The organism is Synechococcus sp. UW105, assembly GCF_900473935.1.
Taxonomy (GTDB): domain Bacteria; phylum Cyanobacteriota; class Cyanobacteriia; order PCC-6307; family Cyanobiaceae; genus Synechococcus_C.
Map to the genome: position 1 here is coordinate 275379 of NZ_UCNN01000019.1, position 18545 is coordinate 293923.

General features: G+C 58.8%; 22 protein-coding genes. 14 read left to right on the plus strand and 8 right to left on the minus strand.

The annotated features are described in order from the left end of the window. The first annotated feature begins 1 nt into the window (after nucleotide 1). The 8 genes from DXY16_RS08490 (at nucleotide 2) to cbbX (ending at nucleotide 7030) form a co-directional block, all read left to right on the plus strand. Nucleotides 2–310 carry a carboxysome peptide A gene (locus DXY16_RS08490; protein WP_115017053.1) on the plus strand — a complete coding sequence of 103 codons (309 nt, stop codon included), beginning with the start codon at nucleotides 2–4 and terminating at the stop codon, nucleotides 308–310. Continuing rightward, complete coding sequence (locus DXY16_RS08495; RefSeq protein ID WP_115017052.1) at nucleotides 310–561, plus strand: carboxysome peptide B; 252 nt, start codon at nucleotides 310–312, stop codon at nucleotides 559–561. The genes DXY16_RS08490 and DXY16_RS08495 overlap by 1 nt, the downstream gene beginning before the upstream one ends. Before the next feature lie 43 nt (nucleotides 562–604). After that, nucleotides 605–1246, plus strand: coding sequence for a BMC domain-containing protein (locus tag DXY16_RS15330; RefSeq protein WP_305791106.1), 642 nt, complete (start codon nucleotides 605–607; stop codon nucleotides 1244–1246). Nucleotides 1247–1358: 112 nt separating this feature from the next. Beyond that, nucleotides 1359–3203 (plus strand): NAD(P)H-quinone oxidoreductase subunit F, encoded by a 1845-nt coding sequence (locus DXY16_RS08505; protein WP_115120780.1) that lies wholly within the window; start codon nucleotides 1359–1361, stop codon nucleotides 3201–3203. Between the two features lie 10 nt (nucleotides 3204–3213). Continuing rightward, the gene (locus tag DXY16_RS08510; protein ID WP_115120969.1) at nucleotides 3214–4719 is read left to right on the plus strand and encodes an NADH-quinone oxidoreductase subunit M; all 1506 of its coding nucleotides are present in this window, start codon (nucleotides 3214–3216) and stop codon (nucleotides 4717–4719) included. Further along, nucleotides 4719–5849 (plus strand): CO2 hydration protein, encoded by a 1131-nt coding sequence (locus tag DXY16_RS08515; protein ID WP_115120781.1) that lies wholly within the window; start codon nucleotides 4719–4721, stop codon nucleotides 5847–5849. The genes DXY16_RS08510 and DXY16_RS08515 overlap by 1 nt, the downstream gene beginning before the upstream one ends. Before the next feature lie 28 nt (nucleotides 5850–5877). Next, nucleotides 5878–6132, plus strand: a complete 255-nt coding sequence (locus tag DXY16_RS08520) for a 4a-hydroxytetrahydrobiopterin dehydratase (protein ID WP_115017049.1) — start codon at nucleotides 5878–5880, stop codon at nucleotides 6130–6132. After that, nucleotides 6116–7030 carry a CbbX protein gene (cbbX, locus tag DXY16_RS08525; RefSeq protein WP_115120782.1) on the plus strand — a complete coding sequence of 305 codons (915 nt, stop codon included), beginning with the start codon at nucleotides 6116–6118 and terminating at the stop codon, nucleotides 7028–7030. Before DXY16_RS08520 ends, cbbX begins: the two co-directional genes overlap by 17 nt. 4 nt (nucleotides 7031–7034) lie before the next feature. On the opposite strand, the gene DXY16_RS08530 is transcribed toward cbbX, so the two are convergent. Together DXY16_RS08530 and DXY16_RS08535 are read right to left on the minus strand one after the other, a co-directional pair. After that, nucleotides 7035–7259, minus strand: coding sequence for a DUF3136 domain-containing protein (locus DXY16_RS08530; RefSeq protein WP_115017413.1), 225 nt, complete (start codon nucleotides 7257–7259; stop codon nucleotides 7035–7037). 63 nt (nucleotides 7260–7322) lie between these two features. After that, a complete protein-coding gene (locus DXY16_RS08535) occupies nucleotides 7323–7721 on the minus strand; it encodes a Rid family detoxifying hydrolase (protein ID WP_115017047.1) in 399 nt (132 codons plus the stop codon). Nucleotides 7722–7854: 133 nt separating this feature from the next. On the opposite strand from DXY16_RS08535, the gene DXY16_RS08540 reads away from it, so the two are divergent. Further along, nucleotides 7855–8964: an ABC transporter ATP-binding protein gene (locus tag DXY16_RS08540; protein WP_371410900.1), complete on the plus strand. Its 1110-nt coding sequence runs from the start codon at nucleotides 7855–7857 to the stop codon at nucleotides 8962–8964. Here the strand turns inward: DXY16_RS08540 and gloB are convergent. Then, nucleotides 8961–9746, minus strand: a complete 786-nt coding sequence (gene gloB / locus DXY16_RS08545; RefSeq protein WP_115120784.1) for a hydroxyacylglutathione hydrolase — start codon at nucleotides 9744–9746, stop codon at nucleotides 8961–8963. The two genes, DXY16_RS08540 and gloB, sit on opposite strands and share 4 nt — an antisense overlap. Nucleotides 9747–9775: 29 nt before the next feature. On the opposite strand from gloB, the gene hisG reads away from it, so the two are divergent. Together hisG and DXY16_RS08555 are read left to right on the plus strand one after the other, a co-directional pair. Next, nucleotides 9776–10429 carry an ATP phosphoribosyltransferase gene (gene hisG / locus DXY16_RS08550; protein WP_115120785.1) on the plus strand — a complete coding sequence of 218 codons (654 nt, stop codon included), beginning with the start codon at nucleotides 9776–9778 and terminating at the stop codon, nucleotides 10427–10429. After that, a complete protein-coding gene (locus tag DXY16_RS08555; RefSeq protein ID WP_115120786.1) occupies nucleotides 10429–12249 on the plus strand; it encodes an ABC transporter ATP-binding protein in 1821 nt (606 codons plus the stop codon). The genes hisG and DXY16_RS08555 overlap by 1 nt, the downstream gene beginning before the upstream one ends. Before the next feature lie 24 nt (nucleotides 12250–12273). Here DXY16_RS08555 and DXY16_RS08560 read toward each other — a convergent pair whose 3' ends face one another. After that, entirely contained in the window at nucleotides 12274–13008 is a 735-nt protein-coding gene (locus DXY16_RS08560; RefSeq protein ID WP_115120970.1) for an alpha/beta fold hydrolase, read from the minus strand. A gap of 80 nt (nucleotides 13009–13088) precedes the next feature. Here DXY16_RS08560 and DXY16_RS08565 point away from each other — a divergent pair, with 80 nt between their 5' ends. Further along, entirely contained in the window at nucleotides 13089–13592 is a 504-nt protein-coding gene (locus DXY16_RS08565; protein WP_115120787.1) for a GNAT family N-acetyltransferase, read from the plus strand. Here DXY16_RS08565 and DXY16_RS08570 read toward each other — a convergent pair. Next, nucleotides 13589–14281 (minus strand): TIGR04283 family arsenosugar biosynthesis glycosyltransferase, encoded by a 693-nt coding sequence (locus DXY16_RS08570; protein WP_371410890.1) that lies wholly within the window; start codon nucleotides 14279–14281, stop codon nucleotides 13589–13591. The two genes, DXY16_RS08565 and DXY16_RS08570, sit on opposite strands and share 4 nt — an antisense overlap. Further along, complete coding sequence (locus DXY16_RS14770; RefSeq protein WP_115120789.1) at nucleotides 14247–14660, minus strand: hypothetical protein; 414 nt, start codon at nucleotides 14658–14660, stop codon at nucleotides 14247–14249. Before DXY16_RS14770 ends, DXY16_RS08570 begins: the two co-directional genes overlap by 35 nt. 187 nt (nucleotides 14661–14847) lie before the next feature. Here DXY16_RS14770 and DXY16_RS08580 point away from each other — a divergent pair, with 187 nt between their 5' ends. Next, entirely contained in the window at nucleotides 14848–15078 is a 231-nt protein-coding gene (locus DXY16_RS08580) for a hypothetical protein (protein ID WP_115120790.1), read from the plus strand. A gap of 450 nt (nucleotides 15079–15528) precedes the next feature. Then, a complete protein-coding gene (locus DXY16_RS14775) occupies nucleotides 15529–15684 on the plus strand; it encodes a hypothetical protein (protein ID WP_170953901.1) in 156 nt (51 codons plus the stop codon). A 1011-nt stretch (nucleotides 15685–16695) separates the two neighbouring features. Here the strand turns inward: DXY16_RS14775 and DXY16_RS08605 are convergent. Together DXY16_RS08605 and DXY16_RS08610 are read right to left on the minus strand one after the other, a co-directional pair. Further along, the gene (locus DXY16_RS08605) at nucleotides 16696–17331 is read right to left on the minus strand and encodes a TIGR04282 family arsenosugar biosynthesis glycosyltransferase (protein WP_115120793.1); all 636 of its coding nucleotides are present in this window, start codon (nucleotides 17329–17331) and stop codon (nucleotides 16696–16698) included. Further along, nucleotides 17331–18482, minus strand: coding sequence for a trypsin-like peptidase domain-containing protein (locus tag DXY16_RS08610; protein ID WP_115120794.1), 1152 nt, complete (start codon nucleotides 18480–18482; stop codon nucleotides 17331–17333). The genes DXY16_RS08605 and DXY16_RS08610 overlap by 1 nt, the downstream gene beginning before the upstream one ends. Nucleotides 18483–18545: the final 63 nt, after the last annotated feature.

The following is an 18545-nucleotide window of genomic DNA, read 5'->3' on the forward strand; positions in this document are numbered from 1 at the left end:
CATGCTTATCGTCAAGGTCATCAAGCCGCTCGTTTCCACTAATCGGATTCCTGATTTCGAGCACAAGCACCTTCAAGTTGTTCTTGATGGAAGTACCAAGAAAGTGGCAGTCGATGCCGTTGGAGCCAAGCCTGGTGACTGGGTGATTTGTGTGAGTAGTTCTGCGGCCCGTGAAGCCGCCGGCAGCAAGTCTTATCCCAGCGATCTGACAATCGTGGGCATCATTGATCACTGGGATCCTGATCCGCCGAAGCCCACCACACCCCCGGCTGCATCGACTCCTTCCACTCCCAAAGGAGCGGCTGGTTGATGGAGATCATGCAGGTAATGGGAACCATGGTCTGCTCCTACCGCGTGGCGGGTTTGGATCACATGCACCTGCGCATTCTCAAGAACAACAAAGGCAAGAAGATGGTGGCAGTGGATCCCGTCGGTGCCCGTGAAGGCAACTGGGTTTTCACGGCCAGCGGATCGGCGGCCAGGCACGCCTGTCCCGATAACACGGTCCTCACCGATCTCACAATCGGCGGAATCATTGATCACTGGAGTCCGGATGGATAGCTGAAGTCCTTTCCCTCTTTCATCCCATTCCCCTCTTCTTGTCATGGCCACCCCCACCCCTCGTCGTCGCTCTAGTGCTGCGGCATCCGCATCCACTAGCAAGACAACGCCGACCTCAGCAGCAGCGTCTGCTCGCGCTGCCACTTCGGCTTCCAGTTCTGCCGCCAAGACAACTGTTGATGTGACCCCCGTGCCCGCTTCCCCCACCAGCTCCAGCAGCAGTGCCACGACGACCCGTCGTGCCAGTAGTGCTGCAACCACTCGCCGCAGCGCCAGCCGCTCCACGCCTGCTCGTGGTTCCTCAAGTCCTAGCCGCAGTTCTGGTGGCTCGAATAAAGGTGGCGGCACCCCTGCGCTTCGCCCATCCAGCTCCACACCGAGCCCTTCGGTCCAGGGCATTGCACTGGGCATGATCGAAACCCGTGGTGTGGTGCCTGCGATCGAGGCCGCCGATGCCATGACGAAGGCGGCGGAAGTGCAATTGATCTGCCGCGAATTTGTCGGCGGTGGTTATGTCACCGTGATGGTGCGTGGCGAAACCGGCGCCGTGAACGCCGCTGTCCGTGCTGGTGCAGATGCCTGTGAGCGGGTTGGAGATGGTCTTGTGGCCGCGCATATCATTGCCCGTCCCCATGAGGAAGTTGAGCCTGCCTTGATCGCCTCCGGAGCCCGTCGTCGTCTCTGACTCCGTTAGCTCCCTTTGGGGTGACGTGGATTCATCCGCGTCATTTCTCACCTTTGCAGTTTAGATTCCCCTGCCAATTCGGCTCACCGCTGCAATTGCAGTTTTCACTCCCTTGACTCCGGATCCGACCCTGCCAATTCAGACGTCCTGGCTGATCCCGCTCTATGGGTTCACAGGAATGCTGCTTGCTCTGCCATGGGCTGCCGGCTGGTTTCGCCGCGATGCCCATCGCCCCGCGGCCTATCTGAACCTGGTGCTGACGCTGCTCGCGTTCGTGCATGGCAGCCTTGTGCTTAGGGACGTGATGGCCTTTGGGCCTGCAACCCTTCACTTCCCATGGCTGACTGTTGCCGATCTGCAGCTTGATCTCAGTTTCAGCCTCTCGCTGACAAACGTTGTTGCTCTGGAGCTGATCACGGGGCTCAGCCTTGTCTCTCAGTTCTATTCCCTCGGCTATCTCGACAAAGAATGGGCTTTGGCCCGATTCTTCGCCTTGCTCGGGTTCTTTGAAGGGGCCATGTCCGGTGTTGTGCTGAGCGACACGCTTTTCCAGAGCTATTTCCTGTTGGAGATGCTCACCCTCTCTACCTATTTGCTGGTGGGCTTCTGGTATGCCCAGCCGTTGGTCATCACGGCCGCGCGTGATGCCTTCCTCACCAAGCGCGTTGGTGACGTGTTGCTGTTGATGGGAGTTGTTGCCCTCGCAGCTTTCGCTGGCGTTATGGGCTTCGACGATCTTTATGCCTGGGCAGCGACCGACAGCCTTTCCCCTTTGGCCACCACCCTGATCGGCCTTGGACTGATTGCCGGACCGATGGGCAAGTGTGCTCAGTTCCCCATGCACCTCTGGTTAGATGAGGCGATGGAGGGGCCCAATCCAGCCTCGATTCTGCGTAACTCAGTGGTCGTGACCTGCGGCGCGATTGTGCTTCTCAAGGTGATGCCTCTGCTTCAGCATGCTCCGGTCACCCTTGTCGTCCTTCAGGTTGTCGGTGCAATCAGTGCCATCGGCGGCTCACTGGTGTCGATCGCCCAGGTGGATATCAAGCGGACACTCTCGTATTCCACCACCGCCTATTTGGGCCTGGTGTTCATTGCGATTGCCCTGCAGGTGCCTGTGCTTGCCCTGCTCTTGCTGTTCTCCCATGCCGTCTCCAAGGCGTTGTTGTCGATGAGTGTGGGCGGTGTGATCGCCGCCACCAATTGCCAGGACATCACTGAATTGGGTGGGCTTGGAGGACGCATGCCCGCGACAACGAGTGCTTTCCTTGTCGGTTCTGCCGGCCTTGTCGGACTGCTCCCGCTTGGAGGCTTCCTCTGCTTGGCTCAGTCCGTAGAGCTCATCGGTGGCCGTTCGGCCGGTTTGGTGGTTGTTTTTCTGCTCACCAATGCACTCACCGCCCTTAATCTCACCCGGGTGTTTCGCCATCTCTTCCTCGGTCAACCGCTGTTGAAGACGCGAAGGGCAGTGGAGGTCAATTGGCAGATGGCCTTCCCGATGGTTGCCCTCTCGGTCATCGTGATCCTCACCCCTGTCCTTCTGATTCGCCTGGAATCGTTGGACGGCTTACTCGCTTTCCCGCTTTGGGCAGCAGCTCTTGTGGTGGGAAGCGGCGTGGTTGGGCTGGTCGCAGGCACGCTTGTGCCTCTCAGCAAAGCGTGGTCACGCTCGATCAATCCTTGGTTGCGCTGGTTCCAGGATTTGCTCGCCTACGACTTTTATACAGAGCGCTTCTATCGGATCACCATTGTCAATGTGGTGGCCGGCTTCTCACAGCTAGCTTCCGCATTTGATCGGGTCGTGGTGGATGGTCTTCTCCATGGCATGGCCCGTTTCTCCTTGCAGAGTGCTGAGGGCCTCAAGTTGAGCATCAGCGGCCGCAGCCAAACCTATGTACTAACGGTTGTCGCCGCGATTCTTCTCTTCCTCACTTCGTTGAGCTGGCTCTTGCGCTGATCGGCTGATGATGTTGTTAACCCTCCTCCTTCTGATTCCCTTTCTTGGGGCCCTGCTCATCACCCTTTTGCCGGGTGATCGAAGCTCTGATTTCTACCGTCGCGTCTGCGTCGTTGTTCTGTCTGTTCAGTGCCTCGCCAGTGTTGGTCTCTTGGTGCCCTTTGACGCTTCCGAGGCTGGTCTGCAGCTCGTAGAAACCTTTGCCTGGCTCCCCAGCATCGGGCTGGATTACGCCCTTGCGGTCGATGGCCTTTCCATGCCGTTGGTGCTGATGAATGGCGTGCTCTGCCTGGTGTCGGCCCTTGCCTCTCGTCAGGTTGAGAATCGACCCCGTATTTACTTTGCTTTGCTGCTGGTGATCAGCGGTGCTGTGAATGGCGCTTTCCTAGCCCAGAACCTGCTGCTGTTTTTCATCTTCTATGAACTGGAATTGATCCCTCTCTGGATGCTGATCGCGGTCTGGGGGGGTGCCAACCGTGCCTATGCATCTACAAAGTTTCTCATTGTCACTGCTGTCTCAGGGATGCTCATCCTTGGAGCATTCCTGGGAATGGCTCTGCTCACCGGCAGTGTTGATTTCGGTCTGAATCCGATCGTTCCTGGTGCCCTGCCGATGGTCACTCAGTTGGTGCTGATGGGAGCCCTTCTGATCGGATTCGGCATCAAGATTCCGCTCTTCCCATTTCACACATGGCTTCCGGATGCCCACACCGAAGCGTCCACGCCTGTGTCTGTGCTCCTGGCAGGTGTGCTCCTCAAACTCGGAACCTATGGGTTGTTGCGCTTTTGCCTCGGTCTGTTCCCTGAGGCCTGGCATCTTGCGGCTCCCTGGCTTGCTGGCTGGGCGGCGGTTTCAGTGCTGTATGGATCCCTTGCCGCGATTGCCCAGACCGACATGAAGCGCATGGTGGCCTACAGCTCGGTTGGCCACATGGGCTATGTGCTGCTTGCAGCAGCAGCGGCGACGCCTCTGGGCCTGATTGGAGCCCTGTTTCAGATGGTCAGCCATGGGCTGATCTCGGCCATCCTTTTCCTTGTGGTTGGTGTGGTTTACGAACGCACTGGCACGCGCGATCTAACGGTGCTTCGCGGCTTGCTGAATCCGCAGAGAGGCCTGCCCTTGAGCGGCACCCTGATGATCATTGGGGTGATGGCCAGTGCCGGTATCCCCGGCATGGCGGGTTTCATCTCCGAATTTTTGATCTTCCGAGGCAGCCTTCAGCCGTTTCCCCTGGCCACCCTGCTGAGCATGGTGGGGTCAGGCCTCACAGCGGTGTATTTCCTGTTGCTGGTCAACCGTGCATTCTTTGGCCGGCTGGCGATCGCTTCAGGCGGCGATCCCAATCCGAAGGTGCTGCTTCCTGTCCCTCTGGGACAGCAAATGCCAGCCATTCTCTTGTCCTTGTCCGTGCTGGTGCTTGGTCTTGCTCCCCATTTGTTAGTCGGGTTGAGTGAAGCTGCCACGACAGGCCTGAGCCAGATCGCCGTTACTCAGTTTTCCGGAGGATTGTCCTGATGACTGCCACCCAGACACAGACAGCCTTGATCCCTGATCTCGATGTGCTGATCTCCCGTTTGTTGGCGGATCAGCCTCTACTGGCGGATACGCCAGACCACCTACTTCAGGTGGTGAATGTGCTTGAGAGTTACGGCATCGTGCTTGATGCTTACAGCAAGAACCTTGTGTATCAGGGGGAAACACAGTTGCTGAATCCTTTCCCCGTTATGCGCTTCTTCCATGAGGGTTTTTCTCTGGAACGCTTGTGGAAGCATTTGGTCGGTGATCGCATCAATTTTGAATATGCTGAGTACTGCCAAAAGGCGATGTTTTGGCATGCCACCGGTGGTATGGATGCCTACTTCGATAGCGCCCCATTTCTTGAGGCCTGTGATCGCATCATTCGATTGCGCTGCCGTCGTGATCCATTGATGGCTGTCGTCAACAGGTTGTTTCCTGCTTTCGCGCCCGAGTCGATCCGATCGCTCACCACGATTTACGCCCTTGGATTGTTTTGGCGTGTGATGAGTGATCTGTTCATTGATTTGGCCCATCGCTACCGCATTGGTGACGTGGCCTGTGTCAATGACGTGGTGCATCACATCCGCGATGGTTTGGTGGCAGCTGCGGCCAATCCGATCACCTATCAGGTCAGCGAGGGAGGAGAACAAATCTGGCTGCTTCCGCCGGAGGCCGGTCTGACCTTCCTCGGTGATGTTGCTGTTCCTTATGTGGAAGCGGTGTTCTTTCGGGGGATGCCGTTCCTAGGCACCGTGTCTTACAACGCTCAGGCTCAGCAGATTTCTCCTGATCTGGGCAGTTTCCGCTATGGAGCGCTTTACGCCGATCCGATTCCCAGCATGGGTGCAGGGATCCCACCAAGCCTCTGCATGCAGGATATGTTCCGCAATCTGCCCGAGGAACTGGATCATTGGTACGACAGCCATGGCCGTGGCCAGGTTGATGCCCATGTTCAGATCTGCGTGAGCTTTCAGAAGTCGATGTTCTGTGTCACCAACGGTGCTATCGCGGGAACCATGCCCCATCCGCTCGATAGCCATGATCAGGAGGCCCAACAGGCCAATCGTGATCACGCCAGAGCTTGGGCGGAGCGACTGATGGGCTGCCGTCGTGAAGCGTTGATCTAGGTTCACCACAGTTCGCGTTGGGGTCTCGGTGAAGCACGCATGGGAGGAACGCAATCGTCCAATTCGGCTTGAGCGTCGGCTCGAGTTCGAGACCTATAGCGCCACTCGCGATTTCCTTGACCGGTTGGGCAGCCTCAGTGAAGACAAACAGCGCTTCCCTGATATCAGCTTTGGTAGGACTTACGTGAATATCACCCTGCGTCCCCTCGATGAGAGTGAAGGCGCTTGCCTTCAGGCTGACGACCACGCCTTCGCGGCGGGTGTGGATGAACTCCTCGATTGATCTGGCCGCTCGCTACGCCGAGTCGGGCGTGGCTGAAGTGCTTGAGCAGCTTGATCAGGATTTGGTGGGTCTGCTTCCAGTCAAAACTCGGATTCGTGAGATCGCGGCATTGCTTCTGGTGGAACAAGCGCGTCAGGCTCTGGATCTGCCTTGTGGTGCGCCGGGATTGCACATGTCGTTCACAGGTAGGCCTGGAACTGGGAAGACCACTGTTGCGGTCAGAATTTCTCAGATCCTCCATCGTCTCGGTTACCTACGCAAAGGCCATGTAGTGACGGTGACTCGTGATGATCTGGTTGGGCAATATGTGGGGCATACTGCGCCTAAAACCCGGGAAATGATCAAGCGTGCACAAGGTGGTGTGCTGTTCATTGATGAGGCTTACTACCTGTATAAGTCAGGAAACGAAAGGGATTATGGCGCGGAGGCGATTGAAATTCTTCTCCAGGATATGGAACGTCAGAGGAGTGATTTTGTGGTCATCTTTGCGGGCTATAAGGATGAGATGGATGCTTTCTATCAGTCCAATCCTGGCCTAAAGTCTCGCGTTGCTCATCATGTGGACTTCCCTGATTACAGTGATCAAGAGCTGATGGAGATTGCTCAGATGTTGTTAGAGAAGCAGGCTTATCGTTTTGACTCTCAGGCAAAAGTGGTTTTTGCTGACTACATTTTTAGGCGACGTCAGTTGCCATTTTTTGCCAATGCTCGTTCTATTCGTAATGCGATTGATCGCATGCGCCTTCGTCAGGCCAATCGCTTGTTCTCACGGATGGGTGAATGCCTCAGCCGCGATGATCTGATCACAATCACGGCAGCTGACATCCTCAGCAGTCGTGTGTTTCAAGGTGAAGTGGAGGGGCAAGACCCGGCTCGCCCTCTCACCCCACTGCCATGAGGGATCAATCCTTTGGCGATTCAAGGTCGCGACGGATTAGGGCCAGGAGATACGAGGGGGCTTTGTAGCGACCGGGCAAGCAGCGGTTGAGGGTTTCCAGGTGACCCCAGCAGACCGTTTTCTTGATGTCTTCGATGCTTCGCCCCTCTTTCAGCAGGCGTCTGAGGGCCTTGCAGTAGAGGGGATATCCCGCTTCGAGTTCACCAATGGTGAGTTTGGCCTGGGCCATGGAGTCTCGCAGCGCATTACTCAACCTATGCAATCGCTGGTCGACCCCGATGTTTTTCTGGGTTTAGCCCAGATAAGCGACACAGTCGATTTCCACTTTCGCCCCCTTGGGAAGGGCCGCAACCTGCACGCAGGCTCGCGCTGGACTCACGCCCGTGCCAAACACCTCGGCATAGAGAGCATTGACGCGTTGGAAATCGTTCAGATCGGCCAAGAACACCGTGGTGCGGACGACCCGTGAGGCATCGGTCCCAGCTGCTTCGAGAACGGCGGTGAGATTTTTGAGCACCTGGCGTGTCTCAGCCTCCACATCGCCATCACCCACCATGGAGCCGTTGGCGGGATCGAGGGGGATCTGACCCGAGCAGTACAGCCAGTCGCCCGCCTTCACGGCTTGGTTGTAGGGGCCGACGGGGGCGGGAGCTGCAGCGGTGGTGATCGCCTGAGTCGGGGAGGGCGACATGGTTGGGACGCACAATGGGGATTGCATCATCGCCCTCGGTGTTCATGCTGGGGGCCCATTCGCTTTGACGGTGTCCAGAGACAGTTCGAAGGGAGGACGTTCCCTGGTGGAGCCCAAGGCTGAGGCCGCACCGGTGGAGGTGCGAGGGCTTTGGCATCGCTATCGATCTGCCCATAACGACTGGACGCTGCAGGGTATCGATCTGGAACTGGAGCCTGGTGAGCTCGTGGGATTGCTGGGACCTTCCGGTTGCGGCAAAACCACCTTGCTGCGGCTGATTGCCGGTTTTGAGGTGCCCTCGCTTGGAGAGGTGCGCATGCATGGCCAGCCCGTGGCTACGGCTCAGCGCTGGATTCCGCCGGAGCGTCGTGGTGTGGGAATGGTGTTTCAGGATTACGCCCTCTTCCCCCACCTCACTGCCTGGGACAACACCTGCTTTGGGCTGCGGCGCGGACAGGACACCAGCCGCGCGGCCTGGTTGCTTGAGTTGCTGGGCTTAGAGCGGCTCACCCGTCGCTACCCCCATGAACTTTCGGGTGGTCAACGCCAGCGACTGGCTCTGGCCAGGGCTCTGGCCCCAGCCCCCGCGGTGGTGTTGTTGGATGAACCTTTCTCCAACCTCGATGTGGAGGTTCGGCTCCGTTTGCGCAGCGAATTGCCTGCTGTCCTCAGTCGCTGTGGCACCTCTGGAGTGCTGGTCACCCATGATCCCGGCGAAGCCCTAGCGATCTGTGATCGGGTGGCCGTGATGCAGGACGGGATCCTGCATCAATGCGCGACGCCGCGCACCCTGGTGGAATCGCCAGCCTCTTCCTTTGTGGGTCGCTTCGTCCTCCAGGGAAATCTTCTCCCTGTGGAGCGGCAGGCCTCAGGCCGCTGGCACTGTCTGCTGGGACCGTTGCAGGCTGTTCAGTCCGGGGCGCCTGAGCAGGTTCGCTGCGCAGAGCCTGACTCGACATTGGAGGGGCATTCGACGGGACCTGGACGTGAAGATCCTGTGTTGCTAGTTGATCCAGCCGCGATTGATCTCCGCCTCGATCCAGATGGTGATGCCTGCGTGATGGGTCGGGAGTTCCTCGGCCGGGAATGGCTGTATCGCGTTGAAGCCGGCGGTCAGCAGCTCAGGCTCCTGCTTCCTCTTCAGCATGACTATCGCCGAGGCACACGCTGCCGACTTTCGCTGCGGCCGGATGAAACCGTTCTGCTTTATCCCGAGCGAACAGCTCTGGTGGGAGCCCCTTAACCGCGCCAGTGATCCTTGTGGCTGCGCAGCGTTGCGAGTTCGTCGGGGTCTGACGCCTGCAGAAACAGATTGGTGTCCCACTCGATCGCCAGGGTGCTCGGCAAGCTGCTATCGCCTCGGCGGCGCAAGGTCTGAACCTGTTCCAGGCGGGATCGGATTCGCAAATCTTGCGGACGTTGCTGCGCTGCCCAGCGCAGATTCGCCTCGGTGTATTCATGGGCGCAATGCACGCTTGTGGTGTCAGCCAGGAGACCGAGCCGTTGCAGAGCCTGGTGCATGTCTCTGGCGCTTCCTTCAAACAACCGTCCGCAGCCTGCGCTGAACAACGTGTCGCCACAGAACAGGGCCGGATCATCTCCCGGCTTCCCGCCCGCTGGTAGCAGAAAGGCGATGTGCGCACAGGTGTGCGCCGGCACGTCGATGACCTCAATCTGCTGATTCAGCAGGCTGAGCCGGTCCCCACCCTGCACAGAGATTGTTTGGAAAGGAATTCTTTCCCGGTCCGCGGCTGAAGCGATGACCTCGGCGTCCGGCCAGTGCCTGAGCAGTTGTGGTGTGCCCCCAATGTGATCAGCGTGGTGGTGGGTTTGTAACACCGCAGCCAGCTGCAGTCCACGGGCTTCAATCCAGCTGATGACAGGCTCTGCTACGGCAGGATCCACCACGACGGCGCACTGGCCCCACACCCAAATCCAGATGATGTTGTCGTTAAGAACCGGCAGTTGATGAATGCCGTCATTCAACGGAATCGGGTTGGTAGGCACCGTTGAGGAAGGGGGCATCGTTAAAGTCCAAGTCGACGCATCAGTCCATGATCACCGTCGCTCTGGCCAAGGGGGCGCTCTTGAAGGAATCGGTGGCGAGGTTCTCTGCAGCCGGCCTCGACTTCTCAGCCGTACTGGACCCCGACAACCGTCAGCTGATGGTTCCTTCCCAATGCGGGCGAGCCAGGGCCTTGCTCGTCCGCAACGGCGACGTTCCTGTCTACGTGGCTTATGGACAGGCCCAGCTGGGAGTGGTCGGCTACGACGTGTTGCGCGAGCACCAGATGCCTGTTGCTCAATTGGTGGACCTCAATTTCGGCGGCTGTCGCATGGCCGTAGCTGTCAAGGAGAGCAGTGGTTACGAGCGCGCTGCTGATCTCCCTCCCCATTGCCGGGTGGCCAGCAAATTCACCCGCTGTGCCCGTGCTTATTTCGACGCTCTGGAGCTCCCAGTTGAGCTTGTCCATCTCACAGGCTCAGTCGAGCTGGGGCCGATCACCGGGATCGCTGAGGCGATTGTTGACCTCGTGGCTACTGGGCGAACACTCAAAGACAACGGCTTGGTTGCGATCGAAGACCTGTTTCAAACCACGGCCCGATTGGTGGGCCACCCCCTTTCGCTGCGGCTGGATCGGGGTGAGCTTCGGGAGATTATCGATGCGATGCGGGATGCCACCCCGACTCCGGTTGTGACGGCTTAATGGCAGGTTCTGACCTGCAACGGGTTTTGCGGCTGGGGCGCTATCTCGGTCGAGACCGCCGTCGCCTCACCCTCACTCTGGTGTTGTTGATCCCGGTGGCCCTTGCTGGGGCGATCCAGCCCTTGCTGGTGGGGCAGGCGATTGCTGTGCTGCGCCGCTTCGGAGGGGATACGAAGGAATCAGTTCTGCCTTTGCTTCAGGGGCTCGATACCCCTGTGGCCGTCAGGCTGATCGTGGTGGTTTTGCTGTGTTCGGTGTTGCTGCGTCTGGCCCTTCAAGGGCTGCAGACCTTCAATATCCAAGCTGTGGGACAACGGCTGACGGCCCGGATCCGTCAAGACCTGTTTGCCCATGCCATGAACCTGTCGGTTCGCTTCCACGACCGCATGCCCGTGGGCAAGCTCCTGACGCGTCTCACCAGTGATGTGGATGCCCTCGCCGAAGTGTTTGGCAGTGGTGCTGTCGGCGTGCTCGGTGACCTGGTCACTCTGGTGGTGATTGCCGCAACCATGTTGCTCGTGGAATGGCGGCTGGGACTGCTGCTGCTCGCAGCTCAGATTCCGGTCACGCTGGTGATTCTCTGGCTGCAGCGTCGCTACCGAAAAGCCAATTACCGCGTCAGGGAGGAGCTTTCCCAGCTGAATGCAGATTTCCAGGAGAACCTCCAAGGGCTGGAGGTGGTGCAGATGTTCCGGAGGGAGTCCGTGAACGGCAAGCGCTTTCACGCCACCGGTCAGGCCTACCGACAGGCGGTGAACGGCACCATCTTTTTCGACAGCAGCATCTCCGCTTTCATCGAATGGGTGGCCCTCGGTGCCGTGGCCATCGTGTTGGCTCTCGGTGGATGGATGGTCACTGCCGGCGCCATGGGTTTGGGCACGCTCACGACATTCATCCTCTATTCCCAGCGGCTGTTTGATCCCCTGCGCCAGTTGGCTGAGCGCTTCACCCAGATTCAGGGGGGTCTCACGGCCGTCGAGCGGATCGGCGAGCTGCTGGAGGAACCTTTGGAGATTGTCGATCGCGGCGCTGAGGTTTCCGCTCCTGCCCCCGTAAGCCAGCTTGGCTCCCCTCGTGGTCTGGGCGGAGAGGTGGTGTTCGACAACGTCAGCTTTGCCTATCGACCTGACGAGCCGATTCTTCGCAACCTCAGCTTCCGTATCGCTGCCGGTGAGCACGTGGCCCTTGTGGGGCCAACCGGATCGGGAAAAAGCACAGTGATCCGTTTGCTGTGCCGCCTTTATGAACCACAGCAAGGGCGGATCTTGCTTGACGGCCAAGACATTCGCAATTTGCCCATGCAGGAGTTGCGCCAACAACTTGGCGTGGTGCTGCAAGACACGTTCTTGTTCAGTGGCACGGTGGGAGAGAACCTTCGTCTCGATGTCCCGATCGATGACGCCCGCCTGGGCGACATCTGCCGGGACCTGGGTCTTGAACCCCTCTTGGACCGTCTGCCCGAAGGTCTCGATACCACCTTGCGGGAGCGTGGTGGCAACCTCTCATCCGGAGAGCGGCAGCTGTTAGCAGTCGTCCGTGTGGCGATTCGCAATCCCACGGTGTTGGTGATGGATGAAGCCACTGCTTTCATGGATCCTTCCACTGAGGCAACCCTGCAAAGGGATCTCGATCGTTTGCTGGAGAAACGCACCGCCGTGGTCATTGCCCATCGTCTGGCCACGGTGGAGGCAGCCGATCGCATTTTCGTGTTGCGCCGCGGACAGGTGATCGAGCAAGGCACCCATCTGGAGCTTCGGGCACTGGGAGGGCTCTATGCCGAACTGGCGGAGTTACAAGAGCGAGGCTTGGCGACGCTGTGATGGCTGTGTTCAAGACTCCTGATCTCAGAGTCGTTCGTTCAGCCAGGGCTCTAGGGCTTGCTTGAGAGCTGATGCGTGCGTCTGCATCGGCAGGTGACCGCAGTTTTCAAGCATCACCAGGCTGGGTTGTCGGCTGTAACCGGCGAGGTGTCGGACGTAGCCTGGTTCCATCACTTGATCCCGGCTGCCGCTGATCCAGAGGCTGGCCACGGTGAGGTCGGCCACAAGACCTGGAATCTGACGGATTGCCCCACGGCAAGTGCTATTGATCAGGAGGCCTAGGGCCGCGCGCTGCTCTGCCTGGAAGGGTCCAAGCTCAAGCGGCAGTGGTGGTCTTAAGCGGACGACCCATCGTCCTCCCTGGCGCAGCTTCTGAAAGGGGCGCGGCTGATAAATGCCCCCACCGGCCGCAATGCAGATCACTCCTTTGCATTGCTCTGGGGCGCGTTCGCGCAGATATCGGGCTGCATGCAGTGCAACGCTGGCCCCAAGCGAGTGACCCATTAAAACCACCGGTTGTCCGGCTGCCTGGCTCAGGGCCTGATCCCCCAGCCAACGTCCGTAGGCAGCAAGCGTGGGTCGCAGGCTGTGGGGGCGAGGGCGGTGCCCAAATCCAGGCAGGTCTGGGCACCAAAGGCTCCATCCTCCTTGGCGCTGATTGGCCGTCTGCGCCTTCGTCCATAGCCGCTCTAGGGGGGTCCACACCTTCTTGCTCAGTAGCCAGCCATGGGCACCGACGACGAGAGGCGTTGAAGACATCACAGCTGACATGGCATCTCCACATTGCCGTGGCATCCCGTGCTGATACGCCAAGATCAGTATCTGTTCGCAACGGCTGGGTGATCGAAACGCCTGCACTCACACAGGAGACGCTGGTGCAGGCCTATGGCGACAAGGCCCGCTTCTGCCGTACGGCCAACCCTCAGGTCAGTCTGGTGTTCAGTCAGGCCCGCCCGATGGATCTAGTGGAGCTGGAGCGCCTATTGGAGTCTGTGGGCTGGAGTCGCAGACCTGTGCGCCGGGTGCGCCGTGCACTCGAATGCAGCTTGATTTGTGTGGGCCTCTGGCGTCATGATCCTCGTATGCCCCGCCTGGTGGGTTTTGCACGGTGCACCGGAGATGGGGTGCTCGATGCCACGATCTGGGATGTTGCCATCCATCCCCTCTATCAGGGTTCTGGTCTTGGCAAACAGTTGATGGATTACGTGCTGGACGCTCTGCGGGAGATGGGCACTGAGAAGGTCACGCTGTTTGCGGACCCTGGTGTTCTGCCCTTTTATCAGCGCTTGGGCTGGGAGCTGGAGCCGTACGGGCATCGTTGCGGTTTTTGGTACGCCACTTAATCGTTGTGGCGACGGCCGTAATAGGTGGCTGCTAATCGCTCCGCTGACTCGCCGTTGCGCCAGCGCTGACGCAGACGGGCATTGCTCCAGCTGCGTTGAAGCACGCTGCTTCCGCTCCAGCGTCGACCATCACTAACAAGTGGTTGTCTCAGGGGCCTCAGCCGTGCCCTAGGGGCTAAGCGCTCCACCAGATCGAGATCTTCCATCAATGGAAGAGAGGCATAACCGCCGCAGCGCTGGTAGAGCTCTCGATGCAACAGCAGCCCCTGGTCACCATATGGCCGCTGCAGCCATCGGCTGCGTAGTCCCACGACGGCCTCCAGCAGGCGTAGAGCCGGCCGGCCAGGTTCGATGCGGAGGTCGAAGTACCAGGCGGCGTCGATGGCAGCGGGATCCTGCAGTACGGCCAGTACACGTTCAGCCCAACCGGGCCTGAGACGGCTGTCGGCATGGAGGAACAGAAGCCAGGGGGCAAGGGCCTGAGCGGCGCCGTATTGCAGCTGAGCCCCCCGCCCGGGTCTCGGTGAAGGCACACAGTCGGCCCCGGCCATGCGTGCGATCCAGCGGCTGCGGTCGCGGCTGCCACCATCGACGACCACGATCTGAATCCTCCCCTGCCAGCACTGCAGATCGGCAAGCAGCAGGGGCAGGCGCTCAGCTTCGTTCAGGCACGGGATGACGATGCTCAACGAGGGCAGCCCAGCGTTCATGCCAGCCATGGGGGGGTCTCAAACATCCATCAGGCTGATTGAAGGCGGCATCCTGCAAGGGCCTCGGGGAGGAACCACTGCGATCTTGTTTGTGTTGTGGTTGGTGTTGGTGTCGTGGTTGCTGTTCTCGTTTCCGGTCCGGGGCCTCCATACAGGGTTCATCCTGAGCTGTCAGCTTGATCAGTCCGTCTCGCTCCAGTGCTTCAGATTGAACGACAGAGTCCTCAGCCTGAGCGTTGATCTGAAGCTGTCGATCACTCGCCAGACCTTCCGGAGGTGTGAGGCAGACCTCGCTAAGCCCCGTGAGTGCATCGATTCGAATCACAGCGGTGAGACCCGTCAGCTTGTCGATTCGCATGCCTCGATCGCTCGTTAGCCCTGTATGGACCTACGAAAGCTGTCTTTCCCTCTCGGCAATGAAGGATTGGCTGAGAGGTGGCTGATCGTTTCCCCTTGTCAGCATTGGTCTCTTGAGGAACGATCTGGCACGGCCTTGACGCAGCTCACACCCTGAGCTAGTACATAAGAACTATTTTGGGGCTTGCGTGGAGGACTGGGCTTTCGTTGATGAGCAGGAGCTCAGCGGCTGGAAGGGCGCCTGTATTTGCATGACTTGTGAGCACTTCGTCTATGGAGTGGATGCTCAGAGTCGCACTTTGGTGGCGTGCAACCTGAAGAGAAAGCAGTTGCAGCAGGGTGCTCACCTCACCAAGCGATGCCACCAATGGGCGCCGACTTGGCGCAAGCAGGTCGGATGGGCTCCTGAGTACGGCTAAGCAGAACGGTGATCGGGCGCGCCGATGTTCTGGCTGTGTCCGCCCTCTTGATGCTCTGTTGCTTGGTTCAGGAGAGCCCAAGCTGTGACGTTTGAGCTTGTGGCAAGACAGCTTGATGTCAATCCACTTTGCGAGCTTTTTTGCACTGCCCGTCGTGAATCGTCGGATCAGGATGGGTGAGGGTTGGTCGACTGACTTGGTTGCGCAGCTGGATTCGTGATCCCAGGTGCCGGCAAGGTCATGCAGCCTTGATTCTTTCCTGTGCTGCTGATCGAGTGCATGCTTTGTCGGTCTGTGCAGCGAATTGCGATCTGCCCGGAATTGAGCATCAAGACAATTGTTTGGCTCCTGAAGATTCGGTGCTGGCCCCATCGTGTGCACTAGGGCTCGTGGCTGGATGAGCCCCCGCTTTTGCTTGGCTGGTTCTGCCTTGGACTCCCCTCAGGCGAGATGGATTTGATCAAGTGGACGCCTGTTCTTTGGGCGTATCTCAATATCGGTGCGTATCTGGCCACTGGTGACCTGCTTCCCATGCAGAAGCAAGGTTCATTCTTTGCTGTGGCTCTGATCTCTTCTCTATTGATTTGGTACGCCCATCACAGCTAAAAGAGGCTCTTGTGGGGATGCCCAACGTTGTTAGGCCAACCCTTTCATCCCAAGCCTGTTACTGCCAAGGGGCCCATGCGGGGAAGCACGGGACCTCTAGGTCAATCGCCTCCCCCCTTTCGTTGTCAAAGTTTTTCCCCTCATGGTGCTGTTCTGATGGCTCTCAATAGCAGAGCCGAGCTTGTTTTGGCTTAGGGATGTGGAGTGTTGCTAATCCTGGGCTCTGTCATTTATCTCTTCGATGATCCCAAGTAGATCATTGAATTTTGGTGCCAAGGTTCGTGTTGGCTGCATTCTTTAAGAAGACTAGTTGAAGCCATGTTCACAATCGAACGCAAATCAGAAGAACACTGGGTTCCTGAAATTGCATACAGGACGGAAATTAAGGCCTTTGTTCAGGCGCGTTCGAGGTGCATGGCAACTGGTCAGACCTATCGGGTCGTTGATCGGGAGCAGGATGTTGCTGCTGTTGTTACCCCTGAGATCTGCAAACTGATTTACGGACGCTCTATCTAACTACTTGGCCGCGGCCGCTCTGCTGCGCAATGGCAGTTCAGTTCAACCAAGCCCGAAATGCTTTTTGCAGTCTTCCAGTGTGATGATGCATTGGACTTCATGGCTGGGGTTGATCACTCGGTAGCTGCGTCCCGTTGCCATGCATTTCGTGCGAGCGCACACGAAGGCTTTGAATTCAGTTTCATACTGGATCTCTGGTATCCATGCCTCGCCTGACACCCATGACTCGTTCAATCTTTCGATTGTGAACACCAGTCGCAATCGCAGTACGACTCACGATCCCCCGTTGGCAGGTCTGATGCTCGGAAATATCAGGTTGTTGTTGGGATCAGTCGTTCACCGTGCTGATGGTCTTCAGGTCCTGATGTGAATCAGGGCCTGCATCCTGCCGCTCGATGGAAAGGCAACCAGCACCAAGCCTTGAGCATCCATCCAAGAAGCGGGGCGATCGCCAGGGGCAATGCCTGAGGCGTCATCCCCTTGGTCGTCCCAATGTCAGGCCAGCCATGGAGCAAGGTCTTCCAGCCGGTCGATGTCGTTGTGCTCATCAAGGAGCCGCACGGACCATCCTCTGGACTGAGCTCGCTGCAGGGTGGCGCCGAGCACATGCTCGCTCCCCCAGGGCAGGCCGGAGAAGAGCCATGCAGGGCAGGTCTGTGCCTGGCGCTGTCCGAGCCCGAGTAGCCAGTACCCACCATCTCGGGCTGGACCGAGCACAAGCGGGTGATGGTGCACGGCTTCGATCGCGCAACAAAGATCCCGGCGAGACAGATCAGGTAAATCTGTGCCGATGATCAGCACAGGATGCGGAGAGCTTCCCTTGCTGGCTTCAAGCATCTGCCTGCGCATCCGCAAGCCAAGGCCGCCCTTCCCCTGATCAATCACCTTGGCGTTCAGTCGTTGCTGCTCCAGCCGGCGTGGCCCTCCGCTGAGGGCGAGCCTCAAGCTGAGCAGCCCTTCGTTGTGTAGCTCTTGAGCCACGGTCAGTGTGTGGGTTCTTAGGCGGGCCTGCACCGTTGCTGCAGCCGTGCTGCCGATCGTGGCTCCAAGCCGGCGTTTGCATCGGCCGAAGGCTGGCCAGCGACTCATCATCACCAGCACGGGCCGACCCGCCACATCGGCAGCGTTCATCAACGTCTAGGCAGTTCCGCTGGGCGGACGGAGAGTTCAACCTCTTCACCGTTCCGCTCCACTGTGAGCGGCATCGGTTCTCCCACGGTCCCACGGTCAACCGCCAGTTGGACTTCAGAGGGATCCTTCACCCGCTTGCCATTCACGGACTGGATCAAGTCGCACGTCTTGATTCCAGCTCGAGCGGCAGGGGTGTTCTCAACCACTTCGATCACGAGTACGCCGTTGGTCTCCGGTACACGGCAGGTTGTGCTGGTGGCGTTGATCTCTTTCGCGAGCTGAGGTGTGAGGCTCTGAAGCCGGACTCCGATATAGGGGTGGGAGGCTTGGCCAGTGCTGATGATCTGCTGGGCGATTCGTTTAGCCAGATTGATCGGAATGGCAAAGCTGAGACCTGCCCCTGGGGCCTTGCGGATCGCTGTATTGATGCCGATGACCTGCCCGGCGGCATTGATCAGCGGCCCCCCGCTGTTGCCAGGGTTGACGGCAGCGTCGGTCTGGATATAGGGCACTCGCTGACCGGACCCAAGGGCATTGGTGCGGTCAACGGCGCTAATGATTCCGGCGGTGACGGTGTTGTTGAGGCCGAGGGGATTGCCAATGGCGATCGCCCACTCCCCAGGCTTGAGGTCGTTGGAGTCACCCAACGGGGCGACCGGCAGCTTGTCGGCGACGACCTTGACCACGGCCACATCCGTGAGAGGGTCGCCTCCGAGCACTTTGCCGTTGTAGCTGCGGCCGTCCGGCAGGGTCACAGACACCTGATCAGCTCCTTCCACCACATGCTCATTGGTGAAAATCAGCCCGTCGGATCGGGTGATGAAGCCTGACCCCTGCCCCTGCTGCTGCTGGATTGCAGGCGCACCTCCAAACAGTTTTCCTAGCGGATTGTTGACGCGTTTGACGGTGTCGATACGCACCACCGCAGCACCGACGCGATCCACTGCGGACACAATCACGTTGCGGCCAGGCTTGAGTGGAGCGGCACTTGGTGCGTCGCTGACTTCTGGGAGCTTGTCGGGTGTGGTCTCAGGCCTAATGCCCAGCTGTTGTTTCCAGTTGGGATCACAGCCACTGAGGCCAGCTCCAATCAGCACGATCCCGAGCCAGTGGAAAGGGCGTCGTTTCAGAGTGTGAGCGGCGCGGCCCATAACATCTCACCGATTTCTGACAGGGTCTCACGAAAGAGCAGACAAACTCACCAAGGTGCGTAG

Excerpts from the sequence above, each read along its gene's own strand:
- DXY16_RS08535 (WP_115017047.1), bottom strand. The coding sequence starts at position 7,721 with ATGTCGCCCTCCCCGACTCAGGCGATCACCACCGCTGCAGCTCCCGCC.
- DXY16_RS08555 (WP_115120786.1), top strand. The coding sequence starts at position 10,429 with ATGGCAGGTTCTGACCTGCAACGGGTTTTGCGGCTGGGGCGCTATCTC.
- DXY16_RS14770 (WP_115120789.1), bottom strand. The coding sequence starts at position 14,660 with ATGCGAATCGACAAGCTGACGGGTCTCACCGCTGTGATTCGAATCGAT.
- gloB (WP_115120784.1), bottom strand. The coding sequence starts at position 9,746 with ATGCCCCCTTCCTCAACGGTGCCTACCAACCCGATTCCGTTGAATGAC.
- DXY16_RS15330 (WP_305791106.1), top strand. The coding sequence starts at position 605 with ATGGCCACCCCCACCCCTCGTCGTCGCTCTAGTGCTGCGGCATCCGCA.
- DXY16_RS08490 (WP_115017053.1), top strand. The coding sequence starts at position 2 with ATGCTTATCGTCAAGGTCATCAAGCCGCTCGTTTCCACTAATCGGATT.
- DXY16_RS08530 (WP_115017413.1), bottom strand. The coding sequence starts at position 7,259 with ATGGCCCAGGCCAAACTCACCATTGGTGAACTCGAAGCGGGATATCCC.
- DXY16_RS08610 (WP_115120794.1), bottom strand. The coding sequence starts at position 18,482 with ATGGGCCGCGCCGCTCACACTCTGAAACGACGCCCTTTCCACTGGCTC.
- DXY16_RS08605 (WP_115120793.1), bottom strand. The coding sequence starts at position 17,331 with ATGAACGCTGCCGATGTGGCGGGTCGGCCCGTGCTGGTGATGATGAGT.
- DXY16_RS08510 (WP_115120969.1), top strand. The coding sequence starts at position 3,214 with ATGTTGTTAACCCTCCTCCTTCTGATTCCCTTTCTTGGGGCCCTGCTC.
- DXY16_RS08515 (WP_115120781.1), top strand. The coding sequence starts at position 4,719 with ATGACTGCCACCCAGACACAGACAGCCTTGATCCCTGATCTCGATGTG.
- DXY16_RS14775 (WP_170953901.1), top strand. The coding sequence starts at position 15,529 with ATGGATTTGATCAAGTGGACGCCTGTTCTTTGGGCGTATCTCAATATC.
- cbbX (WP_115120782.1), top strand. The coding sequence starts at position 6,116 with ATGAACTCCTCGATTGATCTGGCCGCTCGCTACGCCGAGTCGGGCGTG.
- hisG (WP_115120785.1), top strand. The coding sequence starts at position 9,776 with ATGATCACCGTCGCTCTGGCCAAGGGGGCGCTCTTGAAGGAATCGGTG.
- DXY16_RS08560 (WP_115120970.1), bottom strand. The coding sequence starts at position 13,008 with ATGTCTTCAACGCCTCTCGTCGTCGGTGCCCATGGCTGGCTACTGAGC.
- DXY16_RS08495 (WP_115017052.1), top strand. The coding sequence starts at position 310 with ATGGAGATCATGCAGGTAATGGGAACCATGGTCTGCTCCTACCGCGTG.